General features: G+C 34.9%; 18 protein-coding genes. 15 read left to right on the forward strand and 3 right to left on the reverse strand.

Features of this window, described 5'->3' with window-relative positions; translation table 11 throughout:
* The first annotated feature begins 24 nt into the window (after positions 1-24).
* Complete coding sequence (locus G7051_RS16730; protein WP_166202094.1) at positions 25-1,182, forward strand: iron-containing alcohol dehydrogenase; 1,158 nt, start codon at positions 25-27, stop codon at positions 1,180-1,182.
* Positions 1,183-1,220: 38 nt separating this feature from the next.
* Entirely contained in the window at positions 1,221-2,354 is a 1,134-nt protein-coding gene (locus G7051_RS16735; RefSeq protein WP_166202097.1) for an adenylyltransferase/cytidyltransferase family protein, read from the forward strand.
* A 60-nt stretch (positions 2,355-2,414) separates the two neighbouring features.
* Here G7051_RS16735 and G7051_RS16740 read toward each other — a convergent pair whose 3' ends face one another.
* A complete protein-coding gene (locus G7051_RS16740) occupies positions 2,415-3,236 on the reverse strand; it encodes a tetratricopeptide repeat protein (protein ID WP_166202099.1) in 822 nt (273 codons plus the stop codon).
* A gap of 270 nt (positions 3,237-3,506) precedes the next feature.
* Here G7051_RS16740 and G7051_RS16745 point away from each other — a divergent pair, with 270 nt between their 5' ends.
* From G7051_RS16745 to rpiB, 4 genes are all read left to right on the forward strand, one after another.
* Positions 3,507-4,592, forward strand: a complete 1,086-nt coding sequence (locus G7051_RS16745; protein WP_166202102.1) for an aldose epimerase family protein — start codon at positions 3,507-3,509, stop codon at positions 4,590-4,592.
* 33 nt (positions 4,593-4,625) lie between these two features.
* Positions 4,626-5,939, forward strand: a complete 1,314-nt coding sequence (locus tag G7051_RS16750; RefSeq protein WP_166202104.1) for an MFS transporter — start codon at positions 4,626-4,628, stop codon at positions 5,937-5,939.
* Positions 5,940-6,113: 174 nt separating this feature from the next.
* Positions 6,114-8,144 (forward strand): transketolase, encoded by a 2,031-nt coding sequence (locus tag G7051_RS16755; protein ID WP_166202107.1) that lies wholly within the window; start codon positions 6,114-6,116, stop codon positions 8,142-8,144.
* A 105-nt stretch (positions 8,145-8,249) separates the two neighbouring features.
* Positions 8,250-8,723: a ribose 5-phosphate isomerase B gene (gene rpiB, locus G7051_RS16760; protein WP_166117318.1), complete on the forward strand. Its 474-nt coding sequence runs from the start codon at positions 8,250-8,252 to the stop codon at positions 8,721-8,723.
* Between the two features lie 35 nt (positions 8,724-8,758).
* Here the strand turns inward: rpiB and G7051_RS16765 are convergent, their stop codons facing one another.
* A complete protein-coding gene (locus G7051_RS16765) occupies positions 8,759-9,502 on the reverse strand; it encodes a hypothetical protein (protein ID WP_166202110.1) in 744 nt (247 codons plus the stop codon).
* A gap of 135 nt (positions 9,503-9,637) precedes the next feature.
* On the opposite strand from G7051_RS16765, the gene rfbA reads away from it, so the two are divergent.
* The 7 genes from rfbA (at position 9,638) to G7051_RS16800 (ending at position 15,324) form a co-directional block, all read left to right on the forward strand.
* On the forward strand, positions 9,638-10,498 hold the full coding sequence (gene rfbA / locus G7051_RS16770) for a glucose-1-phosphate thymidylyltransferase RfbA (RefSeq protein WP_166202113.1): 861 nt from the start codon (positions 9,638-9,640) through the stop codon (positions 10,496-10,498).
* Positions 10,499-10,501: 3 nt separating this feature from the next.
* Positions 10,502-11,050, forward strand: a complete 549-nt coding sequence (rfbC, locus tag G7051_RS16775) for a dTDP-4-dehydrorhamnose 3,5-epimerase (protein WP_166202115.1) — start codon at positions 10,502-10,504, stop codon at positions 11,048-11,050.
* Between the two features lie 3 nt (positions 11,051-11,053).
* On the forward strand, positions 11,054-11,812 hold the full coding sequence (locus G7051_RS16780; RefSeq protein WP_166202117.1) for a glycoside hydrolase family 25 protein: 759 nt from the start codon (positions 11,054-11,056) through the stop codon (positions 11,810-11,812).
* An 89-nt stretch (positions 11,813-11,901) separates the two neighbouring features.
* On the forward strand, positions 11,902-12,903 hold the full coding sequence (locus G7051_RS16785; protein ID WP_166202882.1) for a S41 family peptidase: 1,002 nt from the start codon (positions 11,902-11,904) through the stop codon (positions 12,901-12,903).
* A gap of 71 nt (positions 12,904-12,974) precedes the next feature.
* The gene (locus G7051_RS16790; RefSeq protein WP_166202119.1) at positions 12,975-13,538 is read left to right on the forward strand and encodes a LemA family protein; all 564 of its coding nucleotides are present in this window, start codon (positions 12,975-12,977) and stop codon (positions 13,536-13,538) included.
* A gap of 39 nt (positions 13,539-13,577) precedes the next feature.
* Complete coding sequence (locus tag G7051_RS16795) at positions 13,578-14,573, forward strand: DUF3137 domain-containing protein (RefSeq protein ID WP_166202121.1); 996 nt, start codon at positions 13,578-13,580, stop codon at positions 14,571-14,573.
* Positions 14,574-14,784: 211 nt separating this feature from the next.
* Positions 14,785-15,324, forward strand: a complete 540-nt coding sequence (locus G7051_RS16800; RefSeq protein ID WP_166202123.1) for a 30S ribosomal protein S16 — start codon at positions 14,785-14,787, stop codon at positions 15,322-15,324.
* Positions 15,325-15,400: 76 nt separating this feature from the next.
* Here the strand turns inward: G7051_RS16800 and G7051_RS16805 are convergent, their stop codons facing one another.
* Complete coding sequence (locus tag G7051_RS16805) at positions 15,401-16,468, reverse strand: NADH:flavin oxidoreductase/NADH oxidase (protein WP_166202125.1); 1,068 nt, start codon at positions 16,466-16,468, stop codon at positions 15,401-15,403.
* A gap of 210 nt (positions 16,469-16,678) precedes the next feature.
* Here G7051_RS16805 and G7051_RS16810 point away from each other — a divergent pair, with 210 nt between their 5' ends.
* Together G7051_RS16810 and mgtE are read left to right on the forward strand one after the other, a co-directional pair.
* Positions 16,679-17,266 (forward strand): thymidine kinase, encoded by a 588-nt coding sequence (locus tag G7051_RS16810; protein WP_166202127.1) that lies wholly within the window; start codon positions 16,679-16,681, stop codon positions 17,264-17,266.
* 70 nt (positions 17,267-17,336) lie between these two features.
* Positions 17,337-18,725 (forward strand): magnesium transporter, encoded by a 1,389-nt coding sequence (gene mgtE / locus G7051_RS16815; protein WP_166202129.1) that lies wholly within the window; start codon positions 17,337-17,339, stop codon positions 18,723-18,725.
* Positions 18,726-18,735 lie beyond the last annotated feature (10 nt).

Raw genomic sequence — 18,735 nt, forward strand, 5'->3', positions numbered from 1 at the left:
CTAACTTATTATAGATAACGTTTTATGGAAAATTTCAGTTTTATCAATCCGGTAAAGATCATTTTCGGAAAAGATACTATAAAAGACCTTAGCCAGGAAATACCAGCTGATAGCAAAGTTCTCATTATCTATGGTGGAGGAAGCATCAAATCAAATGGTGTTTACGATCAAGTAGTAAAAGCACTTTCGTCTTTCGAATGGTTTGAGTATTCAGGCATTGAAGCGAATCCTCATTATGAGACTTGCATGAAAGTCGTTTCGTATATTAATGAAAAGAAAATAAACTACCTTTTGGCTGTAGGTGGCGGTTCGGTTGTTGATGCTACTAAATTTATTGCAGCAGCAGCTTGCTTCGAAGGAAATGACCCTTGGGATATATTAAGCAAAAGGGCTAAAATAAATAAAGCACTGCCATTTGGTGTTGTCCTTACTCTATCAGCAACAGGATCTGAAATGAACGCCGGTGCTGTAATAACAAAAGTAGCCACTCAAGATAAATTAGCATTCGGCTCAGCATATACATATCCGAAATTCTCCATTCTAGACCCGGAAGTAACTTACTCATTACCAACAAGACAAGTAAGTAATGGTGTTGCTGATGCCTTTGTTCACGTTATAGAGCAATACTTAACTTATCCTGTACATGCAATGATACAAGATAAATTTGCAGAATCGATACTTACTACTTTGGTAACAGAAGGACCTAAAGCTTTGGAAACACCTAAAGATTATGATGTAAGAGCTAATTTAATGTGGGCTTCAACTTGGGCTCTAAATGGTTGGATTGGATGTGGTGTACCCGAAGACTGGGCTACTCATCAAATAGGGCATGAACTTACAGCATTATATGGTCTTGATCATGCTCAGACTTTAGCGATAGTATTACCTGGAGTAATGACTATACTTAAAGAACAAAAAGCGGAAAAAATTCTGCAACTAGGTCAACAGGTTTTTGGAATATATAATAATTTATCGAGGGAAGAACGCTTGGATAATACAATAAAAGCTGTAGAAAACTTTTTCGAAGAAATACAAATAAAAACACACCTTTCGGATTACGGATTAAACAAAGAATCAATTGATAAGGTATGCTCTAAATTGCAAGGTCGCGGATGGACACTCGGTGAAAAATCAAATATCACACCTGAAGTTGTAAGAGAAATATTGATGTCAAGATTATAATCAACATACTAAACTGAATTATACACTAAACTGAGAATATGAAAAAGGTATTTGTAAGTGGATGTTATGATATGCTTCACAGTGGGCATGTAGCATTCTTTGAAGAAGCTGCAACACTTGGCGATCTGTATGTAGGTATCGGGTCAGACAAAACAATAAAAGAACTTAAAGCCAGAAAGACTATAAATAATGACCAAGAGAGGTTATATATGGTAAAGGCACTTAAGACCGTTAAAGATGCATGGATTAATCAAGGAAGTGGTATTATAGATTTCCTCGAAGAGATAAAGCAACTTAAACCCGATATATTCTTTGTCAACACAGACGGACACAGTTCTGTGAAAGAGGAACTATGTAAAGACCTGGGTATAGAGTATGTAGTAAGTAAAAGAGTACCACATGGAAACCTCCCTAGCAGATCTACCACTGCATTAAGGGAAGAATGTAAGATACCTTATCGCATAGATTTAGCCGGAGGATGGCTCGATCAGCCCAATGTTAGTGAATTATGTGCAGGATCTGTGCTTACTATATGCATAGAACCTGACTATGAGTTCAATGACAGAAGTGGAATGTCGACCAGTTCTCGTAAGAAAGCTATTGAATTATGGCAAGTTGATATTCCATCTGGAAATAAAGAGAAACTAGCTAAAACTCTTTTCTGTTTTGAAAATCCTCCCGGAACAAAATATGTGAGTGGTTCTCAAGATGCATTAGGGTTAGTTATGCCAGGTCTAAACAAATTTCATTATACCGGTAGTTTCTGGCCATCTGACATAGAAACAAAATTGGACAATGGGCTTTTGGATTGGCTTGAACAACATCTATGGCTAGTACCTCTATATCCCCGTCATGACAATTATGATGTATTGAGCAATACCAATATCACTCCCGAAAATGTCAAAAAGCTTAGTGAAGCAGCCTTTGATTGTTGGAAAGCCATAAATAATAAAGATACGAAAAGCTTTGGGCAAGCTTTGACTCAAAGTTTTGAGGCACAAATAACAATGTATCCCAACATGATATCAAACGATATATTAGAGATACTCGAAAAGTATAAAGATTCTGTTGATGGATGGAAAATTAGTGGTGCAGGCGGAGGCGGTTATCTTATTTTTGTAAGTGAGCAGCCTGTTAACAATGCTATCCAAATAAGAATTAGAAGAGGCTAAAAAAACATAGATTCAAAAAATAAACTGAAAGGAGCAAACTACAAAAAGTTTGCTCCTTTTTTATTTACATAATAATAAATACTGCTTGATTATTTCTTTATTAGCACCCATCTCGAGAGCTTTCTCAAAATTACGCTTTGCACTGAATTTATCAAACTGATGAATATCCAGTTGCCCTTTTAGTATATACAATAATGGATCATTATATCCCAGTTGTTGAGCTTTATCTAAATCGCTTTTAGCTCTGCCTTTTTTATCAAGCTGCAAATAACACTCAGCTCTGTTTACATAAAACTCAGGTTGATTTTTATACTTAAATATTAAGTCTGTATATTTATCTTCTGCCTCTATCCATTCTCCCCTACTCTTTAGAGAAAAAGCCAGGCTGCTTAATGCCAATACATTTTCAGGGTTTATCTCTAATATTTGTTCAAAATCACTTTCGGCTGCTAATAGATTCTTTTCGCTCATAAAGATCAAACCTCTCCGGTAAAGTGCTTCAATATTTTTTTCATCCATAGATAAGATAATATTATAATCTTTCATTGCAGCATTCAAACTATCCAATTCACAATATAAAGCTGCTCTATTCTGAAGAACAAAAATATTATTAGGATATTTACTCAATGCGGAGCTATATGAAATCAACGCCTCTTCGGATTTACCCAGATGTCGTTGAATTGTACCAAGATTAGCTAATAACAAAATATTCCCCTCATTAGCAGGCTCTTTACGCATAGCTTCTTTTAATGCCAGTTCAGCAGCAGCATACTCTTTTGCATCCAAATAGTCAAGAGATTTTGAGACCAATTCTTCGTAGGTTTGTGCCGAAGAGAAAAAGCTCACTAAAAAAAAGATCGCAATAAAGAAATATCGATTCATTTTAAAATATTATTTGTACATTTACTAAAGACTTTCGTGCAAATGTATACTTAATATATCAAATCTACTTTTCACAACAGCTATAAAGATTTAGAATTTGTGTTTATAGATGTTATAAGAAAGAGTTAAGTTTGATTTTCGCAAAAGTTTAAACGTTTAAAATATATGTTTTAGAACACCTATTTTTTTTAGGTATAGAAAGATAGTCATAATAATTTTACGTACTAAAGAAAGATCTTTATTCTGTATCTAATTTTAAAACTAATAAGCATGAATAATCATATAGAAACAACTAAATCGGGTTTATTATGTGCGAATTTCGAAAAAGTTGTTGAAGGAAAACACACCTCACTTTTTATTCTTCAGAACAAACAAGGAGCAGAACTTACAATATCTAATTACGGAGCAAGAATAGTATCATTAATGGTACCCGATAAAACAGGTGCTTTTATTGATGTAGTTACCGGACACAATTCCATAGATGAATTTATAAACTCGGAAGAGCCTTATTTCGGAGCAATCTGTGGACGTACAGGAAACCGCATTGCAAAAGGAAAATTCACTTTAGAGGGAAAAGAATATACATTAGCAATCAATAACGGACCTAACAATTTACATGGAGGATTGAAAGGCTTTAACTCTGTAGTTTGGGATGCTAAACAAATGGACCAGCAAACATTAGTTCTTTCTTATTTATCCAAAGACGGAGAAGAAGGTTTTCCCGGGAATTTATCAGTTACAGTAATATATACTTTAACGAACGACAATTCGGTTGAAATTAAATATGAAGCCACAACTGATAAAACTACTATTCTGAATTTAACGAACCATGCTTACTTTAATTTATCTGGAGCAGGAGATCCGAATATTGGGGATCACATTTTAAAAATTAATTCCAATTACTATCTACCTACCGATGAAACGGCTATACCATACGGCAAACCTGAGAAAACGGAAAGTACTCCTATGGACTTTAGTACTCCTCACGAGATTGGACTGAATATTAATGAAAAAACAGATCAGCTAGTCTGGGCTAGAGGATACGATCACACCTATATTCTAAACAAAAAAGACGAAACTGAATATGTGCAAGCTTTGGAATGCTATTCTCCCAAAACAGGCATCGAGATGACTGTGTATACAGATCAGCCCGGAGTACAAGTATATACAGGAAACTGGATGACAGGTAACTTTATCGGTAAAAACGGACAGTGCTATCCAGCTCAAAGTGCTGTATGCTTTGAAACCCAACATTACCCTGACAGCATTAATAATCCGGAATACCCTTCGATAATACTCAAGCCCGAAGACAAATTCGAAAGCAAAACAGAATTTAAATTTACTATCAGACATTAATAACTAGATAAACTATAATAAATAACAAAAACTATGAGTTCTACAGAGAAAAAAAATTATCTGTTACCCATCATCGTAATGATATTCCTTTTTGCGATGGTCTCGTTTGTAACAAACTTAGCTTCTCCAATGGGAGATATTTTAAAAAATCAGTTTAACGTTCCAAACTGGATGGGAACTCTTGGAGTGTTTGCCAACTTCATAGCTTATGCTGTGATGGGATACCCTGCTGGTAATCTACTTCAAAAATTAGGGTACAAAAAAACAGCACTTATTGCCATTGCTATTGGTTTTATTGGTGTAGGTATCCAAACACTTTCAGGAACACTAGGTAGTTTTGAAGTTTATTTACTTGGAGCTTTTGTTGCTGGTTTCTCTATGTGTTTACTTAATACTGTAGTAAATCCTATGCTTAACAAGCTAGGAGGCGGTGGTAATAAAGGAAACCAACTTATACAAGTTGGAGGTTCTTTTAATTCATTAGCTGGTACAGCTGTTATCATATTAACAGGTATATTAATTCCTGAAGGAATAAAGAATGCTCAGATCAGCAACGTTTTCCCTTTAATGTTTGCAGCTTTAGCTATTTTTGCATTTGCATTCATCGTTATTGCACTAACTGCAATTCCTGAAAACGAAAAACAACAACAAATAAGCTCTGTTAATGACAAATACAGTCCATTGTCATTCCGTCACTTTATTTTTGGAGCCATTGGTATATTTGTATATGTCGGAGTTGAAGTAGGTGTTCCTAATGTATTAAATAAATGGTTGCAAAATCCTGACTTAGATATTCTTCAACTAAAGGGTCTTGGAAGTGCAGAAGCCATTGCGGGTTCTGTTACTGCAACTTATTGGATGATGATGCTTGTAGGTCGACTTTTAGGAGCTGCCATCGGTAGCAAAGTTTCAGCAAAATCGATGTTAATTGTTGCTTCAGTTGTAGGCTTGATCCTTACTCTTGCTGCTATGTTTGCACCAACAAATATAATGGTAAATCTACCTGTATTTAAAAACGATGCAAACGGATTATTCGGTTTAGCGAATGTTCCAATAAACGCTGCTTTACTAGTCTTTGTCGGCTTATGTACATCAGTAATGTGGGGAGGAATCTTTAACCTTGCCGTAGAAGGATTAGGTAAATACACAGAAAAAGCATCCGGTATCTTTATGGTAATGGTTTGCGGTGGTGGTATCCTGCCATTATTGCAAAACGGAATCGTAGATATGACAGGTGGCATAGGTTATCTTACTAGCTACTGGGTAATCGTAGTTGGTCTTGCTTACCTACTTTACTATGCACTTGTTGGCTGTAAAAACGTAAACAAGGATATTCCTGTGAAATAAAATTACAATAACTTATAAACCAAAGCCCACTTGTTATAAATAAAGCAAGTGGGCTTTCTTATTTCCATAGACACCATTTATGAACAATCAATAAAATGGTCTAAACTATATACCTAACCTATTCTATTTTTTGTTACTTTTGTAGAAAACGCAATAATGATATATTAATTTACCATGAATGATATAAAAGTTCTAAACAAATCTGCGGATAATATCCGTATTCTAGCTGCATCGATGGTTGAAAAAGCAAAATCCGGACATCCTGGAGGAGCAATGGGTGGAGCCGATTTTATTAATGTCTTATTTTCTGAATTTCTGGTTTATAATCCGGAAAATCCACGTTGGGAAAACAGAGATCGTTTTTTCTTAGATCCGGGTCATATGTCTCCCATGTTATATTCAACACTAACATTGGCTGGAAAGTATACCTTAGATGATTTAAAACAATTCCGTCAATGGGGAAGCATTACCCCAGGTCACCCCGAATTAGATTTAGATCATGGAATTGAAAATACTTCTGGTCCATTAGGCCAAGGGCATACATTTGCTGTAGGTGCTGCTATCGCAGCCAAATTTCTAAAAGCGCGTTTTGGTGATCAAATGGATCACACAATATATACGTTTATATCTGATGGTGGTATACAAGAAGAAATATCTCAAGGAGCAGGTCGTATTGCCGGTCATTTAGGCTTGAATAATTTGATCATGTTCTATGATTCCAATGGTATACAATTATCAACAAAAACTTCGGAGGTTAGCGACGAAGATATTGTAGCTAAATATAATGCTTGGGGCTGGAAAGTTATCTCAATAAATGGAAATGACGCTGCTGAAATTAGAGCAGCCTTAGTTGAAGCTAAAGCAGAAAAATCAAAACCAACCCTTATAGTAGGTCACACTATTATGGGAAAAGGTGCTGTTAAAGATGATAATTCAAGTTTCGAAGGCCAAACTGCGACTCACGGTATGCCTCTTGGTGAAAGTGGTGCCAGTTTCGAAAAATCAATAACTAACCTAGGTGGTGATCCACAAAATCCATTCCAAATATTTCCGGAAGCAAAAGAGTTGTACACAAAAAGAGCTAAAGAGCTGAAAGAAATTGTAGCTAAACTCAATGAGAAAAAAGCTAAATGGACTTCAGAGAACCCTGAATTAGCAGATAAAATGAAACGTTGGTTTGAAGGAGAAGTTCCTCAAATTGATTGGGCTGGTATAGAACAAAAAAATGATATTGCTTCTCGTGCTGCATCTGCAGCAGTACTTTCAGTATTAGCTCAGAATGTAGAGAACATGATTGTTTCATCTGCCGATTTATCTAATTCTGATAAAACTGACGGTTTTCTTAAACATACAACAAGTTTTAAAAAGAACGATTTCTCAGGAGCCTTTTTACAGGTAGGTGTTAGTGAGCTAACAATGGCTTGTCTATCAATAGGAATGAGTTTACACGGAGGAGTTATAGCAGCTTGTGCCACATTCTTTGTATTCTCAGATTACATGAAACCAGCTATTCGTTTAGCAGCAATCATGCAACAACCTGTTAAATTTATCTGGACACATGATGCGTTTCGTGTAGGAGAAGACGGTCCTACTCATGAACCTGTAGAACAAGAAGCACAATTGAGATTGATGGAGAAATTGAAAAATCACCATAACCAAAATTCGATGCTAGTACTTCGTCCTGCTGATGCCGTAGAGACTACTGTTTCATGGAAGTTGGCAATGGAAAATACTTCTACACCTACGGGACTAATCTTCTCTCGTCAGAACATAAAAGATTTACCTGCTAAAACTTCACGTTACAACGAAGCTCTTCAAACAGCTAAAGGAGCATATATAGTTACTGATTCGGATAACTACGATGTTATACTTTTAGCTTCAGGTTCAGAAGTTGCAACTTTAGTAGAAGGTTCTAAACTTTTAGAAGCCGATGGAATAAAATCCAGAATTGTCTCTGTTCCTTCTGAAGGACTCTTTAGAAATCAGTCTAAAGAATATCAAGACTCGGTTATTCCTTCCGGCAAAAAAATATTCGGATTGACTGCTGGTCTTCCGGTAAACCTTCTTGGTTTAGTTGGCGATGCAGGAAAAGTCTGGGGACTTGAAACTTTTGGATTCTCTGCTCCTTATAAAGTATTGGATGAAAAACTAGGTTTTACAGCTGATAATGTATACAAACAAGTCAAAGAATATCTGAGAAAATAAGCTCTCAGAAGTTTTTATTGCTTTGATAAGCATGAAAACAAATGATAGTTATGATTCTGAAATACGACATTAATATTTTTTGTTACTTAATAAAAGTCTATAATAATGGCTAATACACAATCGCAATCATTGTTCTCTCAATCGGAGAAACCCGTTGGTCTTTGTAGCGACCATGCTGGATTTGAATTAAAATCCTATTTAATTTCTCTTTTTGAAGAGAAAGGTATAGCATATAAAGATTTTGGGACTTACACATCCGAAAGTTGTGATTATCCTGACTTTGCCCACCCAATGGCTATAGCTATTGAAAAGGGAGAGTGTTATCCGGGAATTGGAATATGTGGAACTGGTAATGGTATAAATATTACTTTGAATAAACATCAAGGTATCAGATCAGTACTATGCTGGAATCCTGAAATTGCAAAACTAACAAGGGCTCATAATGATGCAAATGTTTTAGTCATACCAGGACGTTATGTCTCTAACGAAGAAGCTTATAATATTGTTGTCGCATTCTTCAATACGCCATTTGAAGGTGGACGCCATATAAGGCGTATCGAGAAAATTCCGGTTAAATAAACAATAAAAAAAGGCTTCTATTATGAAGCCTTTTTTTATTTAATATAGATCAATAGTATTATTTGTATGATGATATTCAATGGTAGAAACCAGATTATCCATTTCATTGAATTATTCTTAAAAAAAACATTTTTTATGTAAGTATCTAATTGAATATATAACATCTCACTTAATGTTTTACTATCCTTTCTACCACTTTTCAAATCATCCTGCATATTAAAAAGAAAATCACTAAAAGGAATACGCCTCAAAATAAATTTCACTGATTTTTGCAAATAATTTGGTAATTTTTTCCCGTAAACCTCAATCATTAAACTCCCTACATTCAACATTTTTTCAACATCTCGTTTTCCCATTAATCTATTGCCTCCTGAAATTATCTTTTCAATAATTTTCACACAGATTTTTTTAAACAAAGGAGTTAAGTACCTATATCCAATATTTAATGTATCCACTAATATATATTTATATGTAGAATATAAAGCAAAAGCTGTAGAAGTAAGGCCTATAAACAATATAATAAATAAGCAAAAACTTGATTCATTTATAGCCTTATTACCATACTTAAAAAGAGAAATTATAAGAAAAATAATATTAGGTAAACCAAAGGCTAGTAATACTAAGATAAACCACTTTATTGCTTTTAAACTCTGCCTACCAGCATCTTTTATAAGTTCATTAAATGAAAATGAAGAATCGCAAACTGTGTCCGATTGAGTACTCACAGACTGAATATTATTCTTTACAGAATTATCTCTATCATCATTTTTGATATCCATATAATTAAATCTTAAATTAGTTAGCAGCCAAATATATACTTTTTATTTAACATATTCGAAACTTTCCTCTTTATGCATATGTTTTTTTGTTAAGAGCAAAATAGTATCTTTGCTATAACATCAAAAGAAATAAGCATGAAAGGAATCATTCTTGCGGGTGGAAGTGCAACCAGACTTTATCCATTATCTAAAGCAATTTCAAAACAAATAATGCCTGTTTATGACAAGCCTATGATCTATTATCCGCTTTCTACTCTTATGTTAGCGGGAATTAGAGAAGTACTAATCATATCGACACCTCGAGATCTTCCTATGTTCCAAGACTTATTGGAAACAGGAGAAGAACTAGGAATGCGGTTTGAATATATTGTTCAGGAAAAACCGGATGGATTAGCTCAGGCTTTTGTTCTTGGTGCTGAGTTTCTGAATGGAGAACCGGGCTGCCTTATACTTGGAGATAATATGTTTTATGGTCAAGGATTTTCAGCCATGCTTAACCGTGCAGCTTCAATAAATAAAGGTGCATGTATTTTTGGCTATTATGTAAAAGATCCCAGAGCATATGGAGTAGTAGAGTTTGATGAAAGTGGAAAGGTGTTTTCTTTAGAAGAAAAACCTGAAAAACCTAAATCTAATTATGCAGTTCCCGGATTGTATTTCTACGACAGCTCTGTTTCTGAAAAAGCTAAAAAACTGAAACCCTCCCCTAGAGGAGAATATGAAATAACAGATCTAAACAAAGTCTATCTAAACGAAGGAATATTACAAGTTGAACTTTTTGGTAGAGGATTTGCCTGGTTAGATACCGGTAACTGTGATAGTTTATTGGAAGCTGGAAATTTTGTTGAAACAATACAAAGCAGACAAGGATTTTATATTGCTTGCATAGAAGAAATAGCTTGGCGCAATGGTTGGATTAACAACAATCAACTTGAAGATCTTGGCAAAAGATTAGATAAAACAGCATACGGAAAATATATTTTAAGCTTATTATAAAGAATGAAATTTACAGAACAATATATAAGAGGAGTTTGGGTAATTGAACCCAGTGTATTTAGTGATGATCGTGGTTATTTTATGGAATCTTTTAAACAAGCTGAGTTTGAAAAATTCGTAGGAAAAACAGATTTCATCCAAGATAATGAGTCTAAATCTTCGAGAGGAGTTCTAAGGGGTTTGCATTACCAAACCGGAGAATTTGCACAAGCTAAATTAGTCAGAGTAATACAGGGAAGTGTGCTTGATGTAGCTGTAGATATACGCAAATCGTCTCCTACTTTTGGGCAATATGTAGCTGTGGAACTTACTGCTGAAAATAAAAAGCAATTATTTGTACCTAGGGGTTTTGCACATGGCTTTGTAGTATTGAGCAATACAGCAATATTTACATATAAAGTTGATAATGTATATGCTCCCGGTTATGAAGCTTCAATTATATGGAGCGATCCGACAATTGGTATTGATTGGGGAATATCTGAAGATGAATTAATACTTTCCGGAAAAGACAAAACCGGTAAACTACTAACGGAAGCTATTTTGTTTGAATAGAACATGAGCAAAAAACCGAAAAAGAGAAAGTCTGATAATAAATTAAAGTCGATCACATTAGTGGCGACTTTAATTGTATTATTTCTCACTCTAGGATATTTTTTTTATAAAAAAAGTACAGCAAATACGTTTAATGAGAGTCAAAAATATCAAGTAAAAGGAGTAGACGTATCACATCACAACCCAATACTAGATTGGGCAGAAGTAAAGAGGCAGAATATTCACTTCACCTACATTAAAGCAACAGAAGGTATTACTCATGATGATCGCAACTATCCATACAATTATAAATTAGCTAAAGAAAACAATATAAAAACCGGTTCGTATCACTTCTATAATTTTGGAATTTCGGGGCGAGAACAAGCCAAACATTTTATTCGTGTTGCTGAATGCCAATCCGGAGATTTAATTCCAGCTATTGATATTGAACATTCGCCCGCAAACCCTTATAGCAAAGATCCAATATTTGTCAAAAGTGTTGTAAAAGAGCTCAAGGTTATGGAAAATGAGATGTATGAGTATTATGGAGTTCATCCGATCATATACACTAATACTGACTGCTATAAATTATATATCAATAACTCTTTCCCAAATAATCCAATATGGATCAGCAGTTTGAATAAGGAACCAAGTGATGACATCAAGAATTGGATTATCTGGCAATTTACCCATACCGGAGAATTAGACGGAATTGTAGGAGATCTGGATCTAAACTATTTCAGACACCCATTTGATGAATTACAAAAATTACAACTCCCATAAGCTCCGCAATAATTATAACATCATTTTACAAGAATAGAAAGAAATTATAAATAGAATTTATAAATTTGGAAAAACATCATAAACAAGTAATGAAGTATATACCAACGATTATAAGCTTATTATTAATAACTCTGTTTTCATCCTGTTTTCATGAAGAAGAATACAATAACTCAAAGCGAGATAATTTTGAGCTTCTATGGAAAACTCTTGATCAAAAATACTGCTTCTTTAACTATAAAAATATAGACTGGGAAACAGTGCACACACAATATTCTGATCGGATAAGTGAAGATATGAGTAATGACGCTTTTTTTGATGTCATGGGAGAGATGCTCGCCGAACTACAGGATGGACATGTAAACCTAATAGCGACACACAATGTTGCTCGTTACTGGAAATGGTTTGAGGATTATCCTGATAACTTTGATGAGAAAATACAGGAAAATTATCTTGGTACTGATTATTTAATAGCTTCGGGTATGAAATATAAGATTCTCGAGGATAATATAGGTTATATATATTATAACAGTTTTTCAAGTGGTATTGGCGAAGGCAATCTAGATCAAATAATTAACCGTATGTCTATTTGCAATGGTATTATTATTGATATCAGAAATAATGGAGGCGGTCTTTTGAGTAATGCAGATAAAATAGCAGCGCGTTTTTTTAATGATAAAACTTTAGTGGGTTATATTATGCATAAAAAGGGAACAGGCCATGATGATTTTTCAAACCCCTACCCTCGTTATATAGAGCCATCAAATCGTCTCAGATATCAAAAAAAGGTAGTCGTTCTTACCAACAGAAGATGCTATAGTTCTTCCAATGACTTTGTAAATGCAATGACTTATGCTCCCAACGTAACTATTATAGGTGATAGAACCGGAGGTGGAAGTGGTTTACCATTTTCATCGGAACTACCCAACGGATGGTCTGTTCGATTTTCGTCTTCTCCAATGGTTAATGCAAATAAAGAGCATATCGAATTTGGAATTGAACCTGATATAAAGGTCGATATGAGTAAATCGGATATGGCTAGGGGAATTGATACAATTATTGAAGCAGCACGTAATTTTTTAAACAATAAATAAAAGATCACGAGCCTTTTACCTCTCTGATCGGCAAATCACTAAAACTAATTCTAATTTCAAAATACAAGCATATGGAAATCATTATTTTCTTCATCGTTTTTATTGTTTTAGTCTGGATTATAATTATTACATTAAAAAACAGACTAATAGGATTAAAAAACAAAGTCGAATATGCTAACGGAGCTGTAGATGCGATGTTTAAGCAACGATATGACTTAATTCCCAATTTAGTAGCTACAGTAAAGCAGTATATGCAACATGAAAGCTCCTTGCTTGAAAGGTTAGTACAGCTTAGGACAAAAGCACAAAGTCCTAACATTACAGATACTCAAAAAAATGAACTGAATGGTCAGATAGATCAAGCAATAAGATCATTTAATATTTCAGTTGAGAACTATCCTGATCTAAAAGCCAGTGAACAATTTACGAGACTACAAGCATCATTAAATGAATGTGAGGGACAACTGGCTGCTGCTCGCAGAACTTATAATGCTGCTGTGATGGAATATAATAATGGTATAGAGATGTTTCCTACAAGTATATTTGCTTCTCAAATGGGATACCAACGTAAAGAAATGATTACAGCAACACAAACAGAACAACAAAATCCGAATGTCGGAAACCTGTTTCAGTAAATACTATTATATCTGTCGAATACACTAATCAAACAATGCATGTCTGCATCACTACTGAATAATATTGAGCAACGAATATCTGATCTTCAATTTCAGTTGCAATACAAGTTACAGCCTCTGGAAGATTTAAGAATAGAATTTAAGAAAAGGCTGAAAATATTCTGGATTACGATCACCATCTCCTTTTCAATATCCGCAGCAATTATTCTACTGCTCTACTTACCAGCATCACCATTGCTTCTAGCTCTCATTATCGGATATATCACCTGGTATATATACAAGATAAATCCCATAAAAAAGAATCTCTCCGACCAATTCTATAAGGAGATAGTACCACATATTATATCTGAATTTCTATCTGATATATATTTCCAGAGAGACAATTGCATCAGCGAAAAAGATTATTTCTCGTCTAATTTATTCCGAAAATCTACGGATAAATATCAGGGATACAATCTAATTAAAGGAAATTTGGGACATACTTCCATGTTATTTTCAAATTTACATACGCAGTATAAAACCACATCGACCGACAGTAAAGGACGAACCAGAACCCAATGGCATACTATCTTTAAAGGAGTATTTCTTATAACCGACAGTAATAAAAATTTTAATGGAGAGATATACATATTTCCTGATACCGCAGAACGGATGTTAGGTGGTATAGGAAGGTGGATGCAAGAAAAATTCGGATCAGCCGGAAGAGGTGAAATGATATATCTGGAGGATCCTAACTTCGAAAAAAGATATGTTGTATATGCCACCGACCCGGTCGAAGCTCGTTATATTCTAACTCCATCTATGCAAGAATATTTCATGGAACTATCGAATAGATATGGCAAAGATTGTGTGTATGCTTCTTTTATCAATGGAAAATTATATTTAGCACTTAGTGGAAATTTTAATCTTTTTACTCTTAATACCAGCCGATCATTCAAAGATGAATTGACAACTAAGTATTATGTAGAAAACTTAGTACGTATTCTTTCTGCCGTAGAGATACTTGATCTCAATACGCGTATATGGAATAAATAAAAATTTCAGACTATGAATTTTAGTATTTAAGTTCGCTGAATTATATCTTCCTTTTAACAACGATCCTTATCATTAACAATTTTAAAAATGCGTGACTAAATTCGGGCTTACCCTTAAATATATTGACTTGCAGTAAATAAATACAAAAGTTATCCTTATATTTGCACCCGCTAATAAATAATTATGTACTAATTAAAAATTACTTTAAGAAATGGCTACAAAGATCCGTTTACAAAGAAGAGGACGTAAAGACTATCCTTTTTATCAAATCATTATTGCAGATAGCAGAGCTCCACGTGATGGTAAATTTATTGAAAAGGTTGGTTCATACAACCCTAACACTAAACCTGCTACAGTTACGTTGAACTTCGACAGAGCTTTGTATTGGCTACAAGTTGGTGCACAACCAACAGATACAGTACGTAACATCCTTTCTGAAGAAGGTGTTCTTATGAAGAAACACTTACTAGGTGGGGTAACTAAAGGTGCATTTTCTGATGCTGATGCTCAAACTAAATTTGAAGCATGGAAAGCAACTAAGGAAAAAGCAACTGAGTCTGTAAAAAACAAACATGCAGAAAAAGTAAATGCTGAAGCTAAAGCTCGTTTTGAAGCAGAACAAGCTGTAAACAAAGCTAAAGCAGAAGCTGTTGCTCAAAAAAGAGCTGAAGCAGCTGCCGCTAAAGCTGAAAAAGAAGCTCCTGCTGCTGTTGAAGTAGAAGAAGCTCCTGCTGCAGAAAGTGCTGAATAATTCAACATTATTTATACAGCATAAAAAAGGTAATCCATATGGATTACCTTTTTTTAGTATATTGCTTTTTCTGACTTTATCTATATCCCCGTAGATACTGAACAGGATAATTGGCTACAGTGTCACCCAACTCCTTAGCTGCATTGAGTACAAACTGAGGATTACGCAATAATTCTCGCCCTAGAAAAATCAAATCACATTTTCTTGCATTCAATAGATTCTCTGCTTGCTTAGCATCCGTTATTAATCCTACAGCTCCTGTTATTACCCCAACCTCTCTCTTTATACGTTTAGAGAAAGGAACCTGATAAGAAGGACCAACAGGAATTTTAGCATGGATAGCATTGCCGCCACTAGATACATCAATAACATCTACTCCTTTATCCTTCAATAATTTTGACAGTTCGACAGATTCTTCAATACTCCAACCGCCTTCAACCCAATCGGTAGCAGAAATTCGTACCCAAAGAGATTCTTTTTCACCCAATAATCCAATTAAGGCATCCACAATCTCTAGAAGAAAACGAGTTCTATTTTCAAAACTCCCTCCATATTCATCTGTTCTATGATTACTCAAAGGTGACAAAAACTGATGAACCAAATATCCATGAGCAGCATGTATTTCTATAATCTTATAGCCTGCTTTAAGAGACCTCATTGTTGCACTTTTGAAATCATCAATCACACCTTTTATATCTTCCTTGGATAGAGGTTTGGGGGCATTTTCGCCTTTATCAAAAGGAATAGGTGAGGCTGATACTGTAGTCCAGCTATTAGGTCCTTCATGCAATTGCTTCCCTCCATTTTGAGGTAAACTGCAACTGGCTTTCCTTCCGGCATGAGCCAACTGAATACCGGCGACAGCACCATGTTTTTGAACAAAATTTACAATCTTAGATAGCTGATCAATATGTTCATCTTTCCATATACCCAAATCTCCATAAGTAATTCTACCTTCAGGAGATATAGCTGTAGCCTCTTGTATAATGGCTCCGCACCCCCCTACCGCACGACTTCCATAATGAATAAAATGCCAATCATTGGCGAAACCATCTTCTGCCGAATATTGGCACATAGGAGACATGACAACTCTATTTTTTAGAGTAATCCCTTTCAAATGGAATGAAGTTAATAGTTTTGACATGCTTTATTTTTTAATCTTTCTGATAATAACCGTAACATAATATACAATCTATAAAATTAAGAAATAATCCAGACATTAATTGATGTATTTTATAATATTTCATTTTCATATCTTTTTTATAAAATCTATCTTTGCACGGCTTAAAATATAGAGTCATCTTTGCAGGTAGAACTAATATTGATTACTAATACTCTTATACTTTCTTTTTATATGATTTATTGCGAAAATACGATACATGAAACAAATAACAGAGGTAGTATAGAGGTTATATGTGGATCGATGTTCTCCGGGAAAACAGAGGAACTTTTACGTCGTCTGAAAAGAGCTAAAATAGCTAAGCAGGAAATAGAAATATTTAAGCCTGCCATTGACACCCGTTATTCTGACGTTGAGATCACCTCACACGATAAGAATTCGATACAATCCACAGTAGTTGAACATTCGAGTAACATCTTATTACTTTCATCTAATATTGAGGTTGTAGGCATTGATGAAGCTCAATTCTTTGATATGGGATTAGTGGAAGTATGCCAACAATTGGCAGACCAGGGGATAAGAGTTATTATAGCGGGATTAGATATGGACTTTAAAAGAAATCCTTTTGGTCCTATGCCTAACTTGTGTGCAATTGCCGACGATGTAGAAAAAGTCCATGCTATATGCGTGGAATGTGGTAAATTAGCAAATTATTCATACAGACTTGTATCTAATAACGACAAGCAGGTGATGCTTGGAGAGTTACAAGAATATAAACCGTTGTGTAGATCGTGCTACACTAGGTTTAAGGATAAAAAATAGAGAGTGTTTCTGAAAACTTTTTTTGAGAAAAAAGGGTTTTCCAGTATTTACTGATTAAAACTTCCTCAGTATGAGAAAAGATCTCAAACACATCGTTAATCAAACTCAATCACTGATCAAATCAGGAGATAAAAAAAAGCTAAGAGTATACCTCGACAGCTTAAATATCTCAATAATAGAAGATCTAATAGATGAGTTGCCTGATTATGCTCCGCTCATCATTGATACAATGAGTGTAAACAGAGCTGTAAACGTTTTTAGAATTTTGGACGTTCCAACTCAAGAGCGAGTCATAAAGAAACTTCCAAAATTGAAGGTTTCTGAAATTATGAGAGGACTTCCTCCTGATGACCAAACTGCATTTTTAGGAGAACTTAAGGACGAAGAATTATCACAACAATTATTATCACTGCTTTCTCCTGAAGACAAGAAGGAAGTATCTACCCTACTCGCTTATCCCGAAGATAGTGTAGGTCGGCTAATGACACCGGACTATCTGGCTATCAATAAAAATTACACTGTACAAGAGACTTTAGATACAATCAGACGTAGAGGTAAGAATTCGGAAACAATTGATGTTATATATATACTGGACGATAACGGAATTTTACTTGATGACCTTCGAATACGTGACTTATTGGTTGTTGATCCACATACTCCTATAGCTGATTTGATGGACGACAGACTTATTTCACTGAATGCTGAAGATCCTCAGGAAGAGGCAATCAAAGTATTCAAAATGAATAACAGGGTTGCTTTACCTGTAATTGCATCCGATAAAACACTGTTAGGTATTGTTACCATTGATGATGTTTTATGGTTGGCTGATGAGGAATATTCAGAGGATATGCAGCGATTTGGAGCCAGTGGTACTCTTGATGAACCCTACTTGGATGTACCTCTCTATAAATTGGTATGGAAGCGTGCAGGTTGGCTTATTGTTCTGTTTATAGGAGAATTACTCACAGCATCAGTAATGCAATATTACGAGGATCAATTGGCTAAGGTTATTGTTTTAGCAATGTTTCTGCCTCTTATGATTTCCAGTGGGGGTAATAGCGGATCACAAGCATCGACACTTATTATACAGGCAATGGCTGTAGGAGATGTACAGCTTTCACATTGGTGGCGTGTATTCAGACGTGAGATTATATCAGGACTTAGTCTGGGTATTATATTAGGTGTTATCGGGTTTATACGTATTTATGTGTGGCATTTTATATTTCCTCACTTATATGGCGATCACTGGATAATGGTAGCTACAACAGTATCCTTATCTTTAGTTGGGATTGTTCTTTGGGGATCGTTAATCGGCTCAATGCTTCCATTTATTTTACGCAGATTAGGTGCTGACCCTGCTACATCATCTGCTCCTTTTGTAGCAACTATCGTTGATGTTACGGGACTGATGATATATTTGACAATCGCGAGCATTATATTCGGTTCGGTACTTAATTAATCTCAATTTA

This window comes from Dysgonomonas sp. HDW5B, from assembly GCF_011299335.1.
In the GTDB taxonomy this organism is placed as follows: Bacteria; Bacteroidota; Bacteroidia; order Bacteroidales; family Dysgonomonadaceae; genus Dysgonomonas_A.

What these genes read in the sequence shown, in the direction of transcription:
- G7051_RS16730 (WP_166202094.1), top strand. Translation starts at nt 25, where the DNA reads ATGGAAAATTTCAGTTTTATCAATCCGGTAAAGATCATTTTCGGAAAA.
- G7051_RS16735 (WP_166202097.1), top strand. Translation starts at nt 1,221, where the DNA reads ATGAAAAAGGTATTTGTAAGTGGATGTTATGATATGCTTCACAGTGGG.
- G7051_RS16740 (WP_166202099.1), bottom strand. Translation starts at nt 3,236, where the DNA reads ATGAATCGATATTTCTTTATTGCGATCTTTTTTTTAGTGAGCTTTTTC.
- G7051_RS16745 (WP_166202102.1), top strand. Translation starts at nt 3,507, where the DNA reads ATGAATAATCATATAGAAACAACTAAATCGGGTTTATTATGTGCGAAT.
- G7051_RS16750 (WP_166202104.1), top strand. Translation starts at nt 4,626, where the DNA reads ATGAGTTCTACAGAGAAAAAAAATTATCTGTTACCCATCATCGTAATG.
- G7051_RS16755 (WP_166202107.1), top strand. Translation starts at nt 6,114, where the DNA reads ATGAATGATATAAAAGTTCTAAACAAATCTGCGGATAATATCCGTATT.
- rpiB (WP_166117318.1), top strand. Translation starts at nt 8,250, where the DNA reads ATGGCTAATACACAATCGCAATCATTGTTCTCTCAATCGGAGAAACCC.
- G7051_RS16765 (WP_166202110.1), bottom strand. Translation starts at nt 9,502, where the DNA reads ATGGATATCAAAAATGATGATAGAGATAATTCTGTAAAGAATAATATT.
- rfbA (WP_166202113.1), top strand. Translation starts at nt 9,638, where the DNA reads ATGAAAGGAATCATTCTTGCGGGTGGAAGTGCAACCAGACTTTATCCA.
- rfbC (WP_166202115.1), top strand. Translation starts at nt 10,502, where the DNA reads ATGAAATTTACAGAACAATATATAAGAGGAGTTTGGGTAATTGAACCC.
- G7051_RS16780 (WP_166202117.1), top strand. Translation starts at nt 11,054, where the DNA reads ATGAGCAAAAAACCGAAAAAGAGAAAGTCTGATAATAAATTAAAGTCG.
- G7051_RS16785 (WP_166202882.1), top strand. Translation starts at nt 11,902, where the DNA reads ATGAAGTATATACCAACGATTATAAGCTTATTATTAATAACTCTGTTT.
- G7051_RS16790 (WP_166202119.1), top strand. Translation starts at nt 12,975, where the DNA reads ATGGAAATCATTATTTTCTTCATCGTTTTTATTGTTTTAGTCTGGATT.
- G7051_RS16795 (WP_166202121.1), top strand. Translation starts at nt 13,578, where the DNA reads ATGTCTGCATCACTACTGAATAATATTGAGCAACGAATATCTGATCTT.
- G7051_RS16800 (WP_166202123.1), top strand. Translation starts at nt 14,785, where the DNA reads ATGGCTACAAAGATCCGTTTACAAAGAAGAGGACGTAAAGACTATCCT.
- G7051_RS16805 (WP_166202125.1), bottom strand. Translation starts at nt 16,468, where the DNA reads ATGTCAAAACTATTAACTTCATTCCATTTGAAAGGGATTACTCTAAAA.
- G7051_RS16810 (WP_166202127.1), top strand. Translation starts at nt 16,679, where the DNA reads ATGATTTATTGCGAAAATACGATACATGAAACAAATAACAGAGGTAGT.
- mgtE (WP_166202129.1), top strand. Translation starts at nt 17,337, where the DNA reads ATGAGAAAAGATCTCAAACACATCGTTAATCAAACTCAATCACTGATC.